Below are 17,153 nucleotides of genomic sequence, written 5' to 3'. Positions count from 1 at the left end.
TTTTTCTTAGTCCAGCGGAATAACCGAGCACCCAAATGAAAACCAAGATAGTTACTATCGTTGCACTCGCTCTACTCGTCTTCATTAATTTCAGTATTTGGAGTTATGTTAACAATCCTTTGCAATTGCAGCCTTGGACCAAAACCACTATGGGCGTCACCTTCGATCCCATGAGAAAGCAGGACACACAAAAAAGCAATACCTTTCCCAGCGAAGCCGATATTGACCATGACTTGAGCTTGCTTGAGAATAAAGTTCACGCCGTTCGTACGTATAGTGTACTTAAAGGGCTCGATAAAGTTCCTGAATTGGCCGCCAAGCATAATTTGAATACCACAGTGGGTGCGTGGCTTGATGGCAATCTTGAAAAGAATCGACAAGAAATAGAAACCTTAATTAATGTCAATCGGCAGAATAATCCCAACATCGTTCGCGTTATGGTGGGCAACGAGGTTTTACTCCGCGGCGATATGACCGCAGAACAACTGATCGAATATATCCGGGAAGTAAAGCGAAATACATGGCGGCCGGTGAGCACCTCCGAAACATGGGATATATGGCTTAAACATCCTGAGCTTGTTGGCGAAGTCGATTTTATAGCCGTGCATATTCTGCCTTATTGGGAAGGCATTGCAGCCGAAGATGCGGTTGATTATGTTTTTGACCGTTATCATGCCGTACAACAAGCATATCCTAATAAACCTATTGTCATTACCGAGGTCGGCTGGCCTTCAGACGGTCAGCCTTTTAAACACGCGACTGCATCGGTATCCAATCAGGCGAAATTTCTGCGCGAATTCCTTAATCGGGCCGATGCGGAAAAAGTCACTTATTATATTGTAGAGGCGTTTGACCAGCCCTGGAAAATGTCTTTGGAAGGTTCAGCCGGAGCTTATTGGGGGATTTTTAATGCGGATCGGCAACCTAAATATCCAATGGATAGCGATGTTATTGCTATGCCTAACTGGGAGCATTGGGCAACCGGCGCGGCCGTTTTCAGTGTCGTCTTAATGGGTTTGTTTTTATTTACCCGCAGCAGCTTAAAGTTACCTGGTTTACTGTTTTTCGGTTTGATTGCCAATCTTGCGGCATCGACGATTTTCTGGTCTGTGTCGATTGGCGCCCAGCAATATCAAACCAACCTTACCATGGTCTTTTGGGGCATCCTTATTCTGATGCAGGTCATGGCGGCAGTCATCTTGTTAATAGAAAGTCTGGAAATAGCCGAAGTCATCTGGCACCGAAAAACGGCCAGGACTTTTCAGCCGCTTAAGCCATCCCCGGACTTTAAATATCCGAAAGTGTCTTTGCATTTGCCGATCCATAATGAGCCCCCCGATATGGTGCGCATGACACTGGAAGCTTTGGACAAGGTGGATTATCCAAATCTGGAAGTGCTGGTAATGGACAATAACACCAAAGATCCGGCTGTTTGGGAGCCGGTGCGTGAGGATTGCGAACGCCTGGGACCAAAGTTTAGATTCTTCCATCTGGAAAACTGGCCGGGTTTTAAAGCGGGCGCGATCAATCATGCCCTTGATCAAACGGCTCCCGATGCCGAGATTATTGCTGTTATCGACAGCGATTACATTTTGTCGCCGGATTGGCTTAACTGCATGGTGCCTTATTTCGACAATGAAAATGTCGGTTTTATACAATCGCCTCAGGATTATCGCGACCGCGACCAAAGCGCTTTCAAGTCCTTTTGTTACTGGGAATATGCCGGTTTTTTCAATATCGGCATGGTGCAAAGAAACGAATACAACGCCATTATCCAGCATGGCACCATGACCATGATCAGAAAGTCTGCGTTGCTGGAAGTGGGTAAATGGTCGGAATGGTGTATTTGTGAAGACAGCGAGTTAGGGCTGCGTTTGTATGAAGCAGGCTATGATTCGGTTTACGTCAAGGATTCATTCGGAAAAGGCGTTATGCCCGACACTATGTCCGGCTACATGACTCAGCGCTATCGCTGGGTTTATGGTGCCATGCAAATTATCAAGGCACATTGGCGCAGCTTTTTGCCCTCTAAAAAGCCTACGCTGACACCCGCCCAGAAATATTATTTTATTGCCGGATGGCTGCCGTGGTTTTCGGATGCACTGGCGTTGCTATTTACCATCACCAGCTTGATCCTAACTGCCGTTATTCTGTACGATCCGATACACAGTGAACTTCCTGCCAATGCCTTTTTATTGCCGACGGTGGGAATATTCAGTTTTAAAATTATCCGTGGCTTATGGTTATATCAGGCCCGTGTACCGTGTTCCATCTGGCAATCATTGGGTGCATCGCTGTCAGGATTGGCTTTAACTCATACGGTCGCCAAGGGTACTGTGCAGGGGTTGTTTACCTCGGGAAAACCGTTTATGCGTACCCCCAAGTTTGAAAAGCACAGCCCTTTATTCGTTGGGTTGGTCACCATCCGGCAGGAACTGTTATTGTTGATATTATTGAGTGTGGCTATCGGGATGATGGCTTCTTTGGAGCATTTTGACAATTTTAGCGGCAAACTATGGATAGCCATTCTTTCGGTGCAAGCAGTTCCTTATGTTGCGGCTTTGCTGACATTATTAATCAGTATTGCGCCAGACTATAAATCCTATAATCCCGAGTTGATTGTCGAAGAAGCAGTTGCTAAATCCACGTCTAAAAAGAAAAAGGCTTAGTCTGTAAATAACGCCGATAATTTTTGCCGCCTGCATTGCCTATATTCGCGAGGGTAATGCAGGAGGAGGGCGCGTAGTTATTACTTGGCTCATTCTTCATGCCATCATGATGTTATGTTTTAGAATAATGATTATGGGCAATGCTTTTCTTTCACCTAACTTAAACAGCTTTTATCATTATGCAGAGGATTGTTGACTCGCGTACTGATCGGGGTAACCTGCATGTCCCGGTAGGCATCGACGGCTAAAAAATCAGTTATCTCGACACTTGCGGTTTTCTTGTCCAACCAACGACTGTAATCATCGGGTGTAACAATCATAGGCATTCTGTTGTGAATAGGCGCTATTTTGTCGTTGGCAGCGGTGGTAATGATAGTGCATGAATAAACCGTTTCCTGATCATGTTCCCAATGTTCCCAAATACCTCCAAAAGCGAACAAAGTGTTATCCGGTTTGTGTATATGGTAGGGCTGTTTACCGGTTTCGGTGGATTGCCATTCAAAGAAACCGGTAGCAGGAATCAGGCAGCGTCGATGTTGGTAAGCCTTTTTAAACGACGGTTTTTCAGTCAGGGTTTCCGCCCTGGCGTTGATCAAATGACTGGAAATTGCACGGTCTTTCGACCAAGATGGAATTAATCCCCAGTGCAGATTAACGGCTTTATTGCTGCCGTCGTCCAGTTGCACGATAGCGAGAATTTTTTGTCCCGGCGGAATGTTGTAGTCAGGATTATGTACGGGTAAACTCAGCAATCTGAAATAATCCATAATCTGCTGCCCGGTTGCGATTAAGTTATAACGTCCGCACATACATGCACCTCGAACTCATAAAGCTGGAAAAAACCTTCAATCAGTCGATTCTAACAAAGATTGATGATCCGCTGCTTGCGCAATACCAAATCGAACTGTGGATGAAACGGGATGATTTGCTGCATCCTGTGATTTCCGGCAATAAATGGCGAAAACTTAAATATAGTCTCGAGCATGCACTGTCGTTAGGCACGGATACCCTCATCAGCATGGGTGGTGCTTATTCCAATCATTTGCATGCTTTGGCTTATACAGGTAAGGTGTTGGGATTGAAAACCATCGGCTTTGTTCGCGGCGAACAACCGGAAATATTGACTCCAACTTTGCGGGATATGAAAAAGTGGGGGATGGAGTTGGAATTTGTATCCCGCGCCGATTACAGGTTGCTCAGGCAATATAAAGAGCCGCAGCTCCCGGCTGATTTGCGACATACACACGATCCCCTGCGATATTTGCCCGGCTTAAAGCCAGGGCAATACTGGTTGCCTGAAGGCGGGGCGCAGATATTGGCGTTGAAAGGCGTAGCTGAACTGGTTGTCGAAACAGGAATCCCATACGATACGCTTTGCGTACCCTGTGGAACGGGGACGACTTTGGCGGGTATTATTGAAGCAGTGCCGGAGCAAGTGTCAGTGCTGGGATTTGCGGCGTTAAAAAATGCAGGTTTCTTAACGGCGGAGGTTGAAGCCATGCTGTCACAATCCCGTAATAACTGGCAGATAAACTTGGATTACCACTTTGGCGGTTTCGCCAAAATTAATACCGAATTAAACGCATTTATTGAAGACTTTGAATTAAAGACCACAATCCCTCTTGAACCGGTCTATACCGGCAAAATGATGTACGCCATCTACGATTTAATCAAAAAACACTACTTCAGGCCCGGTGAGCGTATTATTGCAGTACATACCGGAGGTTTGCAGGGAAAAAGAGGTTTTGATTGATGAATCCAAACAAACATAATAGCCACTGACTTTGAATCTGAGCACAACATGGACATAAACGAAGCAGAAGAGATCATCGATCTTCAAAAACCGGAACTTTATATTAATCGTGAACAGAGCCTGTTGGAGTTCAACAAGCGGGTTCTGGCGCAGGCGAAAGATGAGAAAGTGCCGCTGCTTGAGAGGCTTAATTATTTGTGCATTTCCTGTTCCAATCTTGACGAGTTTTTCGAGGTTCGTGTTGCCAGTGTTATCCAGATGGCGGCCATCGATCCAAAAGCCGTCGGCCCCGATGGGTTAACGCCTAATGAGCAGCTGGAACTGATTGCCGTCCATGCTCATCAACTGGTTGATGAGCAATATAAAGTCCTTAACGAGATTTTGATTCCAAAACTGGCGGAGGAAAATATTCGTTTTATTCGCCGTAATGAATGGACCGAAGCGCAGCTAAAATGGTTGGAAGCTTATTTTAACAATGAGCTGTTGCCGATTTTAACGCCGGTTGGACTGGATTCGGCGCACCCTTTTCCGCGCATTCTCAACAAGAGTTTAAATTTTATTATTTCATTGACCGGAAAAGATGCTTTCGGCAGAAATAGCGGCCGGGCCATTTTACAAGCGCCCCGAGCGTTGCCCCGTATCATTCAATTACCTGCTGAGGAAACCGGTAGCGGGGCCTCGGATTTCGTGTTTTTATCATCAATTATTCATGCTTTTGTAGATCAGCTGTTTAATGGTATGCATGTTAAAGGCTGCTATCAATTCAGGGTCACCCGGAATAGCGATTTTTTTGTCGATGACGATGCTATTGACGATTTGTTGCTTGCTGTGGAAGGCGAGCTGGCCATGCGTAATTACGGCGATGAAGTTCGTCTGGAGATTGACGCCAAATGTCCGGATGAAACAGTCACGTTTTTACTGGATCGCTTTGAAATGAGCCGTGATCGTTTGTTTTTGGTTGATGGTCCGGTCAATCTAAACAGAATTCAGGAGATTAATGATCTGGTCGGTCGGCCGGATCTTAAGTTTCCCTCTTTTAAGCCTGTTGTCCCACAACAATTGGAACGTAGCAAAGACATATTTGCTGCGATTAGACGTCACGATATTTTACTGCATCATCCGTTTGAATCTTTTTCACCAGTCGTTGAGTTTGTTCGTCAGGCGGCGGTTTCTCCTGATGTGTTGGCTATCAAGCAAACGCTCTATCGTACCGGAGCCGATTCGCCTATTGTCGGCGCCTTAATCAAGGCGGCGAGAGCAGGCAAGGTGGTAACGGTGGTTATCGAGTTAAGGGCGCGATTTGATGAAAAAGCTAATATCGATTTGGCCTCCAAATTACAGGAAGCCGCAGTGCATGTGGTTTACGGCGTAGTAGGCTATAAAACCCACGCCAAAATGTGCCTGGTTTTAAGAAGGGAAGGTAAGGAATTGCGTAATTATGTGCATCTGGGTACCGGCAACTATCATCCCAAAACAGCGCAGATTTACACCGATTACGGTTTGTTTTCCTGTGATAAAGAATTAGGCGAAGATGTTCGGCGCGTATTTGCCCAGCTGACCAGTTTGGGCAAGGTGACCAAGTTGAACAAATTGCTGCAATCGCCGTTTACCTTGCATCGCGGCTTGATGGAGAAAATTGATCGCGAAATACGCCATGCTAAAAACGGCAAGCCGGCAAAAATCATCATCCAAGTGAATGCTGTTGTTGAGGAGCAATCTATCCGGGCGCTTTACCGTGCGTCACAGGCTGGGGTTGAAGTTAAATTAATTGTCCGGGGCGTATGCTGTTTAAAGCCTGGGGTTCCAGGCGTATCTGAAAATATAGAAGTGCGTTCCATTATCGGACGATTTTTGGAGCATGCTCGGGTATATGCGTTCGAAAATGGCGGTGATAAGGAAGTCTATGCGTCCAGCGCAGACTTAATGAATCGCAATATGTTCCGGCGCGTCGAAATCTGTTTTCCGATTGAAAACAAGAAATTGCAAAACCGGATCTTGCAGGATCTGAATTTGTATTTAAAAGACAATACTCAGGCTTGGCTCTTGCAGTCGGATGGCCGTTATCAACGGTTGCAAAAAGCCGAAGCTGAGGAACCGATTCAAGCTCAGACTGTGCTTATGCATGAATTACAATGACTATGATGCGTGAAATTGCTCAACTAGGAGCCAAGGTGCTCAGACAAAAAGCCGAAGCCGTTGCTGATGTTCACGATGTTGAAACTCGGCAAATAATCGAAGCCATGCAAAGCACCCTGGCAATGACTTCGGGCGTTGGTATTGCTGCGCCCCAGATCAGCGAATCGAAACAGATTATCATTATTGCGTCGCGGCCTACGCCCCGTTACCCATCAGCGCCACTGATGGAACCGACGGTGATGATTAATCCTTGTTTTCAGGTCTTGTCGGAAACTCAGGAAAAGGGCTGGGAAGGCTGTTTGAGTATTCCGGGGATACGCGCTTTAGTGCCGAGGTATCAGGAAATAATGATTCGCTATACCGATCAACAAGGTGGTTTGGTGGAATCAAAGTTAAGCGGGTTTGTGGCGAGAATCTTTCAGCATGAAATTGATCATCTGGAAGGTAAAACTTATTTGGACCGAGTTGAGAATAATGCGGATATTTTTGCAGAAAGTGAGTATGTTAAATTGGGTGATGACATGCATGCGTGAGAAAGTTTCAGTATCTTCGGCATTAAAGTAGCCCTGTCTCCTGCATTCAGGCTCACGGCCTTTACCGGAATTTATATAGGCGCGGTGGCCTATAAAAAACAAATGTACCATGACCCCTACACACCTCTGTTGTTAAAAACGCGATTATGTTATTATTAACCGTTTTAATTACCTGGATTATTATAAATGGCTAAAGAAGATCAAATTGAAATGGAAGGGAAGGTGATTGACACTCTTCCTAATACCATGTTTCGCGTCGAATTAGAAAATGGTCATATTGTGACGGCACATATCTCAGGAAAAATGCGCAAGCATTACATCCGTATTCTTACCGGAGACAGTGTTAAAGTTGAAATGACTCCTTACGATTTAACCAAAGGTCGTATCACATTCCGTATGCGTTAATCCTGTATCAACAGGATTAACGCAAGTTCCTTGAATTGCTAGTACGGCTCGAACGCCGTATTAAAAACCAGTCACTGCACTCTGCCGAATTAAAAATTGGCTTCAGGAACAATCAACTCAGTGCTTTCGATAGCGAAGTTTAGTTCATTGTCCTTCACGTAAATTCGCACATGTCCGCCGTGCGCCAATTCGCCAAACAGTAAGTCGTTAGCCAGAGGTTTTTTGATTTTCTCTTGAATGAGTCGCGCCATCGGTCTGGCTCCCATTTTTGGGTCGCAGCCGTTTTCAGCCAGCCACAGCCGGGCATCGGCATCCAATGCCAGCGTTACATGTTTGTCTGCCAGCAAGGCTTCCAATTCAAATATGAATTTATCAACCACGTGTCCGACAATTGAAATATCCAATGGCTTAAATTGAATGATGGCGTCCAGACGGTTACGAAATTCCGGAGAGAAGCCTTTTTCGATAACTTTCAAGCTGTCGGTGGCATGATCCTGATGGGTAAAGCCAATAGAGGCCCGGCTGCCTTCTTCCGCTCCTGCATTGGTGGTCATCACCAGAATGATGTTACGGAAGTCCGCCTTGCGGCCGTTATTATCGGTCAGTGAGCCGTGATCCATGACCTGCAATAACAGGTTAAATACATCAGGATGGGCTTTTTCCAATTCGTCCAGCAGCAATACTGCATGGGGATGTTTAGTGACCTGTTCGGTTAATAAACCGCCCTGATCAAAACCTACATAGCCCGGAGGCGCGCCTATCAGTCTGGAAACGGTGTGCCGTTCCATGTACTCGGACATGTCAAAGCGAATCAATTCAACCCCCAACACCTTGGCCAATTGCCGCGTCACTTCGGTTTTGCCTACGCCGGTAGGGCCTGCAAAAAGAAAAGAACCAATGGTTTTTTGCGTATCCCTAAGGCCTGCACGCGACAATTTTATGGCTGAAGCCAGCGCCGAAATCGCTTCGTCTTGTCCAAAAACCAGCATTTTCAGGTTTTTTTCCAGATTGCCCAGCTTTTCGACGTCGTTGGAAGATACCGATTTTGCCGGTACTCTGGCTATTTTTGAGACTATTTCTTCTATTTCGGCAACATCAATCAGCTGTTTGCGATCCGCTTCAGCGGTCATGCGTTGTTTTGCACCTGCTTCATCGATAACATCAATCGCTTTATCGGGCAAATGCCTGTCGGTAATATAGCGATCCGATAATTCCGCCGCCACGCGTAATGCCTCAGAGGAATATTTAACATCATGATGTTCTTCAAAACGTGATTTAAGCCCTTTTAGAATCAGGATAGTGTCTTCAACGGAAGGTTCAAGTACATCAACTTTTTGAAATCTCCGCGCCAAGGCGTGGTCTTTTTCAAAGACGCCGCGATATTCCTGATAGGTGGTAGACCCTATGCAGCGTAACTGCCCGGAAGCCAGTGCCGGCTTAATCAAATTGGACGCATCCATCACTCCGCCGGAAGCTGAACCAGCCCCGATAATGGTGTGAATTTCATCAATAAACAGGATCGAATCAGGTTCCTTGTTGAGTTGATTTAACAGCGCTTTAAGCCGCTTTTCAAAGTCCCCCCGATACTTCGTGCCGGCAACCAGTGCGCCCAAATCCAGCGAATAAATCACGCTATTCATCAGAACGTCCGGCACTTGCTCTTCAACAATCCGTTTCGCCAAGCCCTCTGCGATAGCCGTTTTGCCAACACCCGCTTCACCGACCAGTAAAGGATTGTTTTTGCGACGACGGCAAAGCGTCTGGATAGTGCGCTCAACCTCCATGTCTCTGCCGATTAACGGGTCGATTCGACCTTTCAAGGCTTCTTCATTGAGATTGGTGGTGTATTTATCCAGTGGACTGCCCGAAGCTTCGGCGTCAGGATTGCCTGATTCCGATGACCGGCTATTTGTCGAATCATTTTCAGGATCAATTTTTGAAATGCCGTGAGCCAGGTAATTGACCACATCCAGCCTTGAAATGTCCTGCTTATTTAACAGATAAACCGCGTGGGAATCCTGTTCACTGAATAAGGCTACAAATAAATTGGCGCCGGAAACTTCTTTCTTGTCAGATGCCTGTACATGAAAAACAGCGCGTTGAAGCACTCGCTGAAATCCCAATGTAGGTTGAGTTTCCCGCTGGATGCCCATCGGAATTAGTGATGTGGTTTCATCGATAAATTGCGTCAACTGGCCGCGCAGTGCCTTAATATCACAACCGCATGCTATCAAAATCGGCTGAGCAGACGCATTTTCGAGTAATGCCAGTAGCAAATGCTCAACCGTGATAAATTCATGCCGTTTATCATGCGCATTTTTAAAGGCATTATTTAACGTAATTTCAAGTTCTTTACTTAACATAAGCTCTCCAACCTACACTTCTTCCATCGAGCACATCAACGGATGGTGGTGCTCTCGTGAATAGTCATTAACTATATATACTTTGGTTTCAGCAACATCTTTAGAGTACATCCCGCATACGCCAACCCCTTGGGTATGTACTTGCAGCATCACCTGAGTCGCCTTTTCTTCAGACATGGCAAAAAAATCCATCAAAATCTCAATTACAAAATCCATGGGCGTAAAATCATCATTTAACAAGATAACCTTGTATAAAGGCGGTCTCTTCAGTTTGGGTTTGGCTTCCTGAGTAGCCAAACCGCCATCTCTATCTTTGAATGGATCAAAATCGGACATAAAATTGTAATAGTAAAATATTTAAGCCTCTAACATAGTGCCAATCTTGGTGAATTTCAACTCTTATGTTTACAACAAAATAAACAGGATTTATATAAAAGTTTAACAAGCCCCTTGTATCTTCCTCCCTTTGTCTTTTTTACCAGCATAATATCTCCAAATCTAGTAAAATATTAAACTTTTACAGTTGGAATTCAGTAATGGTTTGGAAACCACATGTTACAGTTGCCGCAGTTATTGAACAGGATCAGCGGTTTTTATTCGTAGAAGAAGAAACCTGCAATGGACTTCAATTCAATCAGCCGGCCGGGCATCTTGAAGAAGGCGAGGATCTGATTGCCGCTGTAAAGCGCGAAGTACTGGAAGAAACCGCCTGGCAGTTTGAGCCTGAGCACATTGTTTCCATCCAGCTTTGGCGAAAAAATCCTGACTTTCCCAGCTTTGTCAGAGTCTGTTTTTCCGGTCGCTGCCATTCGCATAATCCGACGCAACCCTTGGATGACGGTATCGTCGCCGCTCACTGGTTAACGCGCGATGAGATTGAAGCAGAGCGGCATCGTTTGCGTAGCCCATTAGTACTTATTAGTGTAGACGAATATCTCAGCGGGCAACGCTACCCCTTATCCTTGCTTAAATCATTTATCGATCTTGACCATGAGTAAAAAAGTAGTCGTTGGCATGTCCGGAGGTGTCGATTCTTCGGTAACCGCTTTGCTGCTTTTAGAGCAGGGTCATCAAGTTACCGGTTTGTTTATGAAAAACTGGGAAGAAGATGATGGTACCGAGTACTGTACGGCGATGGAAGATCTCGCTGATGCCCAGCAGGTTTGCGATAAACTGGGTATTGAATTAAAAACCGTAAATTTTGCCGCCGAATACTGGGATGAAGTATTTGAAGTATTCCTGTCTGAATTTAAAGCAGGCCGCACACCTAATCCCGATATTTTGTGCAACAAACACGTTAAATTCAAAGCTTTCCTGAATTATGCCATTGAAGATTTGGGGGCAGAATATATCGCCACGGGTCATTATGCTCAAGTAGCCGAGAAAGACGGCGAATACTTTTTGTTAAAAGGCTTAGACCCTAATAAAGAACAAAGTTATTTTCTTTACACATTGGGACAAAAACAGTTATCGCGTACTCTGTTTCCGATAGGCCATTTGCATAAACCGGAAATCCGGGCTATGGCGGATAAAGCCGGTTTCGCCAACAGCCGTAAAAAAGACAGCACCGGCATCTGTTTTATCGGCGAGCGCAAGTTCACTGAATTTCTGCAACGCTATCTGCCCACCCAACCCGGCGAAATGCGCACTCCGGAAGGCCAAACTATCGGTAAACACCACGGCTTGATGTATTACACGTTTGGTCAGCGTCAGGGTTTGGGCATTGGAGGCGTTAAAAATGCGCCGGATGAGCCGTGGTATGTGTTGGAAAAGGATTTGGAAAATAACATTCTGGTCGTTGGCCAAGGTCACGATCATCCGTTGATGTTACATAATACACTGGAAGCCAGCCAACTCGATTGGTGCAGTAACAGGCCGTTGACCAAGCCGATACGATGTAGCGCTAAAACCCGCTATCGTCAGGCAGATCAGCCTTGCTATTTGGAACCCATAGGTAACGACCGATGCAAAGCTGTTTTCGATCAACCGCAAAGGGCTATTACACCCGGACAATCAGTCGTTTTTTACGACGGTGAAATATGCCTGGGTGGCGGGATTATTGAATCCAAAGCCAACGAATAACAACATACACTAAAATACTCGGATAACCCCATGACTAATTTCGCCTTAACCGCTATTTCCCCTATCGACGGCCGCTATGCTGACAAAGTGGCTTCATTGCGTCCAATTTTCAGTGAATATGGTCTGATTCGTTTTCGCGTGCTCGTTGAAGTACGCTGGCTGCAAGCCTTGGCTAATCATCCGCTGATTATCGAGGTCAGCCCGTTCAGCGACGCAGCAACGCAACTCTTAAACAAAATAGTCAGCGATTTTTCAGAAGCTGATGCGCAACGCGTTAAAGACATAGAAAAAACCACCAATCACGATGTCAAAGCAGTCGAATACTTGCTAAAAGAAAAAATAGCCGGTTGCGCCGAGCTGGAAAAAGTCAGTGAATTCATTCATTTTGCCTGCACCTCGGAAGACATCAATAACCTGTCTTATGCGTTAATGCTTAAAGAAGGGCGCGAAGTGATCCTGTCACAAATCAGCGATTGCATCACTGCGCTAAAGACCATTGCCGTGGAAACTGCCGACCAGCCGATGTTGTCGCGAACCCATGGACAATCCGCTACGCCCACCACCACCGGCAAGGAGTTCGCCAACGTTGCCGCGCGCATGCTGCGCCAGAAAGACCAACTGCAAACCGTAGCCTTATTAGGCAAAATAAACGGCGCAGTAGGCAACTATAATGCGCATTGCGTTGCCTATCCTGATGTGGATTGGGCGGAATTTGGCCGAAACTTTGTCGAATCTCTGGGACTGCAATTTAATCCCTATACCATCCAGATTGAACCGCACGACTATATTGCCGAGTATTTCCACGCCCTGTCGCGCTTCAATACCATTTTGCTGGATTTTGACCGCGACATCTGGGGCTATATCTCTCTGGGTTACTTCAAACAAAAAACCATCGCCGGTGAAATCGGCTCTTCCACCATGCCGCACAAAGTCAACCCGATTGATTTTGAAAACTCGGAAGGCAATTTAGGCTTAGCCAATGCCATATTCGGCTTTTTAGCCGAAAAATTGCCGGTATCCCGCTGGCAGCGGGATTTAACCGATTCAACCGTATTGAGAAATATCGGCGTCGGCATCGCCCATACCAGCATCGCCATTCAGGCTAGTTTAAAAGGCATATCCAAATTGCAGATTAACGTTGAAGCGATTGAGGCAGATCTTAATGCCAATTGGGAAGTGTTGGCAGAACCCATACAAACTGTAATGCGTCGCTACGGCATTGAAAAACCTTATGAGAAATTAAAGGAACTGACCCGCGGTCAGCGCATTACCCCTGAACAAATGCAGGCGTTTATTGAAAAACTGGGAATTCCTGGTGAAGCCAAGGCGATTTTGCTGGAACTGACACCGCGCAATTACACCGGTTACGCCGAAAAACTGGCCAAAGAAATTTAGGACCCCTTTGTGAATCATCATTATGAGATAGCTTAAAACACTTGGTCATATATTTATGTAAAATCAATAGGTTAAATGTCATGGAGAGAGCGTTGAAAACAGCGAAAATATCAAGCGTAAGTATATTTATTAACTGTGGCGGTAGAGTTTAGTTATGTTGTCTTATTCAGTTATTAGCGAAAAATCGCTGACTCTTTGTCGCTGGTTGGCCATTATCACCGCCATAGCCTCGCCTATATCTACGGCTTTAACCAGCGTTGCCAGCATTGCCATGTTATTGACCTGGTTAATTTCAGGAGAACTATTCCGTAGTTTAAAAATATCCGCCGAACAGCCCACAGGTAAAATGTTGTTGTTGTTTTTTGCGTGGTTATTAATAGGCACTGTCTACGCAGATACTAATTGGATAGAAAAAATTGAGACTTTATCAAGCTGGAAAAAATTAGCTTTCACCTTCGTATTACTAGGCTTGTTTTATCAAACCCATTGGAAGCGCTTGTTTGTTGGTAGTTATTTAGCTGTCATGGCCATTGCCGGATTGGTCGCAATACCGCTATGGCTGGCTGATTTGACGGTAAGGCAGGGACGAGAGCCCGGTATTTTTATGACCAATTATGCCTCGCAAAGCATGGCTTTTATTGCAGCGATTATCTGTTGTATTTTTTTATTAAAACAGCAGCTTTCTGTAAAAAAGAAATACTTGCTTTATGGTGTCATTGCCTTATTTATATTAAATATTTTCTTTGTCAGCCCGGCGCGCAGTGGTTACATGGCATTTCCATTTGCAGTGGTATTCGCAGCCAGCTGCGTTTATGGGAATAAAAAGCTCCTGCCAATAATTGCCGTTACCGGTAGCGTAATGCTTGTGGCGATACTCTGCTCATCGACCTTACAACAACGGACACAGATGGGATTAACGGAAAAAGCCGCGTATCAAACCAGCGGAGAACTGACCTCTATAGGAGTAAGGGTTATTTTTGCAAAAAACACACTTTCGCTAATTAAAGAGCATCCTGTGTTGGGTTACGGCACTTCATCGTTTAAAAGCACCTATGGCCCTTATGCAGCCGCGCAATATTCAGATTGGCGTGGAAGTTCCACGTCAGACCCGCACAATCAATATCTGTTTGTTTGGCTGGAAAATGGGTTGATAGGATTGTTGTTATTTTTGGCCTATATTTATACTGCCATCCGTCAGGGATTGAACAATCGACCCTATGGCGCAATCGCTGCGAGTTTTCTAGTCGCCGTGTGTGCCTCCAGCTTATTTAACTCCCATTTTAAAACTTTTCCTGAAGGCAACTTGCTCGCATTTTTTGCCGGCATTCTATTGGCGCAATATAGCGCTGAATCTAAGGAAAATAGCGATTCATAGTGTTTAAGAAGATCTTTTCATAATGTCGTATTTGTTGATATTTCAACTGTTTTTTAATGCATTTGCCTGTATTAAATTTATGGGTATTGCAAAATAAATTACATGAGGTAAAAATATAAGCGTCGATCCATAAGCGTTTTTTAAAACAAAAATAAATAATTTTGAAAGCGCGGTATCGACAATAAAATATAGACAAACATTGATATGAGGAGAGAATTATGAAAAAACTAGCATCCGTATGTGCAGGCTTATTACTTCTTTTAAGTACTTCTGTTTTCGCTGAAGAAAATGCCGCTTCAGCATTGGAGCATGCCAATGCGGCGGTTGTTCACGGTAAAGCCGGGCATACGCCGATTTTGGTCGAACACGCAAAGGCGGCATTGGAAGATGCGCTGTCAGCCTCCATAATAGCCAAGGGCGTGTCAAAAAACCATTTAGAAGCCGGTGCTAAAGAGCTGCAAGAAGCTATCGATCACGGTACATTAGGTCATGCAGGCAAAGCGACTACACACGCTGAAGCCGCTGTAGAGCACCTTAAGGCCGGCAACAAATAATATCAATACAGCTTCGTAACGCTGGGAAAAGGGGCGGATAATTCCTCCCCTTTTCTTTATTACACAAGAAGCACATCAGGTTTTTATGTTTTCTTCGTTGTGAAAATTTCCTGGCTATTGCACAGCATCGGTATTTAACGCGATGGAATCCATCCGTCTTTGACAAACGGTTATTAATCGCTCTAATTAGCCAGGATTTTCTGGTAATTATTCCAAACTGATTGATATACTCATCACATATCAAAATCCGGCAGTTGGGCGGGAGCTGTTTTTGCTCTGAACTAAAACCGAATTTTCAAGCGCGAAGGGTATTTCTATGAAAAAGAACCTATTACGGTTTTATCCCGATCCCTGCGAAAAAGTCTCCATTAAAGGCCTGTATCTTGCCCATCAATTGCATAAATTGGGTAGGGCCGAATCGCCCTTTGTTTATGCCAACTTCCTGTCGAGTCTGGACGGGCGCATTGCCGTTGAAGATACTGTTCAAGGCACTACATCTATTCCCAAACATATAACAACAGCTTCCGACTTTGGCCTGTTCATGGAACTGCATGCGCAGGCAGACTGCATTATTACCCATGGCGGCTATATGCGGGCATTGGCTGAAGGACGCCTGGGCAACATATTGCAGGTTAAGGATGAAGCCCTTGTTGAATGGCGCCGGAACAACGGTTTAAAACCTCAGCCTGCCGTGATCATCGCCAGCGCCAGCCTGAATTTTCCGGTTCATGACAGTATTCAAGAGCATGCGCAAACCGTCTATATAGCTACCGGAAGCAATGCCGATCCGGACCGCATCCGATACTGGCAAGACTTGGGATACTCCCTTCTTTTTACCGGTGACGGTCAAACGGTTCGCGGCGCACCGTTGGTTCATGAATTAAGCAGCCTGGGTTATAAAGCCATTTATCTGGTTGCGGGACCGCAAATGCTGGACACTGTTATCAGGGAAAAGCAGTTATCAAGGTTATATCTGAGCATGACTCACCAGTTAATAGGCGGCAAAGATTTCCGTACCTTGCTGACCGGGTCGATGCTGGGACCGGAAGGTAACCTGATACTTGAAGCGTTGTACTACGAACAGGACTCGCCGCCCGGATCCGGCCAATTTTTCATGCAATTCGGTTTGGAGCGATTCAGTAACATAAACACTTAAATTTAATTTTTTAAGGGGGAGCACATGAAACAATGGGTCTGCACAACCTGCGGTTATAACATGATCGGCGATCCTCCCGATGTCTGCCCCTTCTGCGGAGCCCATCGCGATAAATTTCTCAGTTGGGAAGAAGCCGAAAAAGCTTATCGCGTCACCGCCACTCAAATCAATGACAGCGTTAGCCAACTGGTCTCAATGCCCAAACTGGGACTGGAACATGCGGCCTACCGGATTGAAATGGAAAACGAGGCTGTCTGGATCGACTGTCCTTCCGCATTTAACCGCACGCTGGAACCGGTGTGGAAAATATTCTTTACTCACCCACACTTTATGGGTGCATCCAATCAATACCGTGAGCTCTGGAATGCAAAAATCTACCTGCATGCCTTGGATGCAGAAAATCCTTTAATCAAAGAATTTCCGGTCGATGAACGCTTCAGCAATGACTTTACGATTGACGGGTTGGCCGCGTATCACATAGGCGGTCATACGCCGGGCTATACGCTTTATATTTACCAGGACGTGTTATTTATCTGTGATTACGCATTTCCGCCCGGACCGAAAATGCGCTTAAACCCATTCGGCCCCCAAACCGAAACTTTACAAAAAGCCGAACGGATATTGACCATTATCAGCAGCCGCTCTTTAAAAACCGTCTGCGGATATAACTATGTCTGCGACTTCAAAGACTGGTTGCCGGATTTTGAACGTGCCATTAAACATTAACACTTT

General features: G+C 45.4%; 16 protein-coding genes. 12 read left to right on the top strand and 4 right to left on the bottom strand.

Annotation, left to right across the window (positions count from 1 at the left end; translation table 11 throughout):
• Positions 1–35 precede the first annotated feature (35 nt).
• Positions 36–2,669 (top strand): glycosyltransferase family 2 protein, encoded by a 2,634-nt coding sequence (locus Q8L79_RS01690; RefSeq protein ID WP_305267464.1) that lies wholly within the window; start codon positions 36–38, stop codon positions 2,667–2,669.
• Positions 2,670–2,824: 155 nt separating this feature from the next.
• On the opposite strand, the gene Q8L79_RS01685 is transcribed toward Q8L79_RS01690, so the two are convergent.
• Positions 2,825–3,478 (bottom strand): SOS response-associated peptidase, encoded by a 654-nt coding sequence (locus tag Q8L79_RS01685; RefSeq protein ID WP_305267462.1) that lies wholly within the window; start codon positions 3,476–3,478, stop codon positions 2,825–2,827.
• 2 nt (positions 3,479–3,480) lie between these two features.
• Between Q8L79_RS01685 and Q8L79_RS01680 the strand changes: the two genes are divergently transcribed.
• The 4 genes from Q8L79_RS01680 (at position 3,481) to infA (ending at position 7,496) form a co-directional block, all read left to right on the top strand.
• On the top strand, positions 3,481–4,422 hold the full coding sequence (locus Q8L79_RS01680; RefSeq protein WP_305267460.1) for a 1-aminocyclopropane-1-carboxylate deaminase/D-cysteine desulfhydrase: 942 nt from the start codon (positions 3,481–3,483) through the stop codon (positions 4,420–4,422).
• Between the two features lie 48 nt (positions 4,423–4,470).
• A complete protein-coding gene (ppk1, locus tag Q8L79_RS01675) occupies positions 4,471–6,558 on the top strand; it encodes a polyphosphate kinase 1 (RefSeq protein WP_305267458.1) in 2,088 nt (695 codons plus the stop codon).
• A complete protein-coding gene (def, locus tag Q8L79_RS01670; protein ID WP_305267456.1) occupies positions 6,555–7,091 on the top strand; it encodes a peptide deformylase in 537 nt (178 codons plus the stop codon). The genes ppk1 and def overlap by 4 nt, the downstream gene beginning before the upstream one ends.
• A 186-nt stretch (positions 7,092–7,277) precedes the next feature.
• Positions 7,278–7,496, top strand: coding sequence for a translation initiation factor IF-1 (infA, locus tag Q8L79_RS01665; protein WP_006889822.1), 219 nt, complete (start codon positions 7,278–7,280; stop codon positions 7,494–7,496).
• An 89-nt stretch (positions 7,497–7,585) separates the two neighbouring features.
• Here infA and clpA read toward each other — a convergent pair whose 3' ends face one another.
• Both clpA and clpS read right to left on the bottom strand, forming a co-directional pair.
• The gene (gene clpA, locus Q8L79_RS01660) at positions 7,586–9,859 is read right to left on the bottom strand and encodes an ATP-dependent Clp protease ATP-binding subunit ClpA (protein ID WP_305267447.1); all 2,274 of its coding nucleotides are present in this window, start codon (positions 9,857–9,859) and stop codon (positions 7,586–7,588) included.
• Between the two features lie 12 nt (positions 9,860–9,871).
• Positions 9,872–10,195 carry an ATP-dependent Clp protease adapter ClpS gene (gene clpS, locus Q8L79_RS01655; RefSeq protein ID WP_305267445.1) on the bottom strand — a complete coding sequence of 108 codons (324 nt, stop codon included), beginning with the start codon at positions 10,193–10,195 and terminating at the stop codon, positions 9,872–9,874.
• 200 nt (positions 10,196–10,395) lie between these two features.
• Here clpS and Q8L79_RS01650 point away from each other — a divergent pair, with 200 nt between their 5' ends.
• The 3 genes from Q8L79_RS01650 to purB are packed head-to-tail and all read left to right on the top strand — an operon-like array spanning position 10,396 to position 13,336.
• Complete coding sequence (locus Q8L79_RS01650; protein WP_305267443.1) at positions 10,396–10,857, top strand: NUDIX hydrolase; 462 nt, start codon at positions 10,396–10,398, stop codon at positions 10,855–10,857.
• Complete coding sequence (gene mnmA / locus Q8L79_RS01645; RefSeq protein WP_305267441.1) at positions 10,850–11,941, top strand: tRNA 2-thiouridine(34) synthase MnmA; 1,092 nt, start codon at positions 10,850–10,852, stop codon at positions 11,939–11,941. Before Q8L79_RS01650 ends, mnmA begins: the two co-directional genes overlap by 8 nt.
• Positions 11,942–11,971: 30 nt before the next feature.
• A complete protein-coding gene (purB, locus tag Q8L79_RS01640) occupies positions 11,972–13,336 on the top strand; it encodes an adenylosuccinate lyase (protein ID WP_305267439.1) in 1,365 nt (454 codons plus the stop codon).
• Positions 13,337–13,498: 162 nt separating this feature from the next.
• On the opposite strand, the gene Q8L79_RS01635 is transcribed toward purB, so the two are convergent.
• Positions 13,499–13,720, bottom strand: a complete 222-nt coding sequence (locus Q8L79_RS01635) for a hypothetical protein (RefSeq protein WP_305267437.1) — start codon at positions 13,718–13,720, stop codon at positions 13,499–13,501.
• Between the two features lie 220 nt (positions 13,721–13,940).
• Here Q8L79_RS01635 and Q8L79_RS01630 point away from each other — a divergent pair, with 220 nt between their 5' ends.
• From Q8L79_RS01630 to Q8L79_RS01615, 4 genes are all read left to right on the top strand, one after another.
• On the top strand, positions 13,941–14,711 hold the full coding sequence (locus Q8L79_RS01630; RefSeq protein WP_305267435.1) for an O-antigen ligase: 771 nt from the start codon (positions 13,941–13,943) through the stop codon (positions 14,709–14,711).
• Between the two features lie 218 nt (positions 14,712–14,929).
• Positions 14,930–15,265 carry a small metal-binding protein SmbP gene (gene smbP / locus Q8L79_RS01625; RefSeq protein ID WP_305267433.1) on the top strand — a complete coding sequence of 112 codons (336 nt, stop codon included), beginning with the start codon at positions 14,930–14,932 and terminating at the stop codon, positions 15,263–15,265.
• A 316-nt stretch (positions 15,266–15,581) separates the two neighbouring features.
• Complete coding sequence (locus Q8L79_RS01620; protein WP_305267431.1) at positions 15,582–16,421, top strand: dihydrofolate reductase family protein; 840 nt, start codon at positions 15,582–15,584, stop codon at positions 16,419–16,421.
• 24 nt (positions 16,422–16,445) lie between these two features.
• Positions 16,446–17,147: a rubredoxin-like domain-containing protein gene (locus Q8L79_RS01615; RefSeq protein ID WP_305267429.1), complete on the top strand. Its 702-nt coding sequence runs from the start codon at positions 16,446–16,448 to the stop codon at positions 17,145–17,147.
• Positions 17,148–17,153 lie beyond the last annotated feature (6 nt).

This window comes from Methylobacter sp. (genome assembly GCF_030680395.1).
Classification (GTDB): Bacteria; Pseudomonadota; Gammaproteobacteria; order Methylococcales; family Methylomonadaceae; genus Methylobacter_A.
The sequence above is the reverse complement of the archived record's forward strand: the minus strand, read 5'-3'. Positions and strand labels throughout refer to the sequence as shown.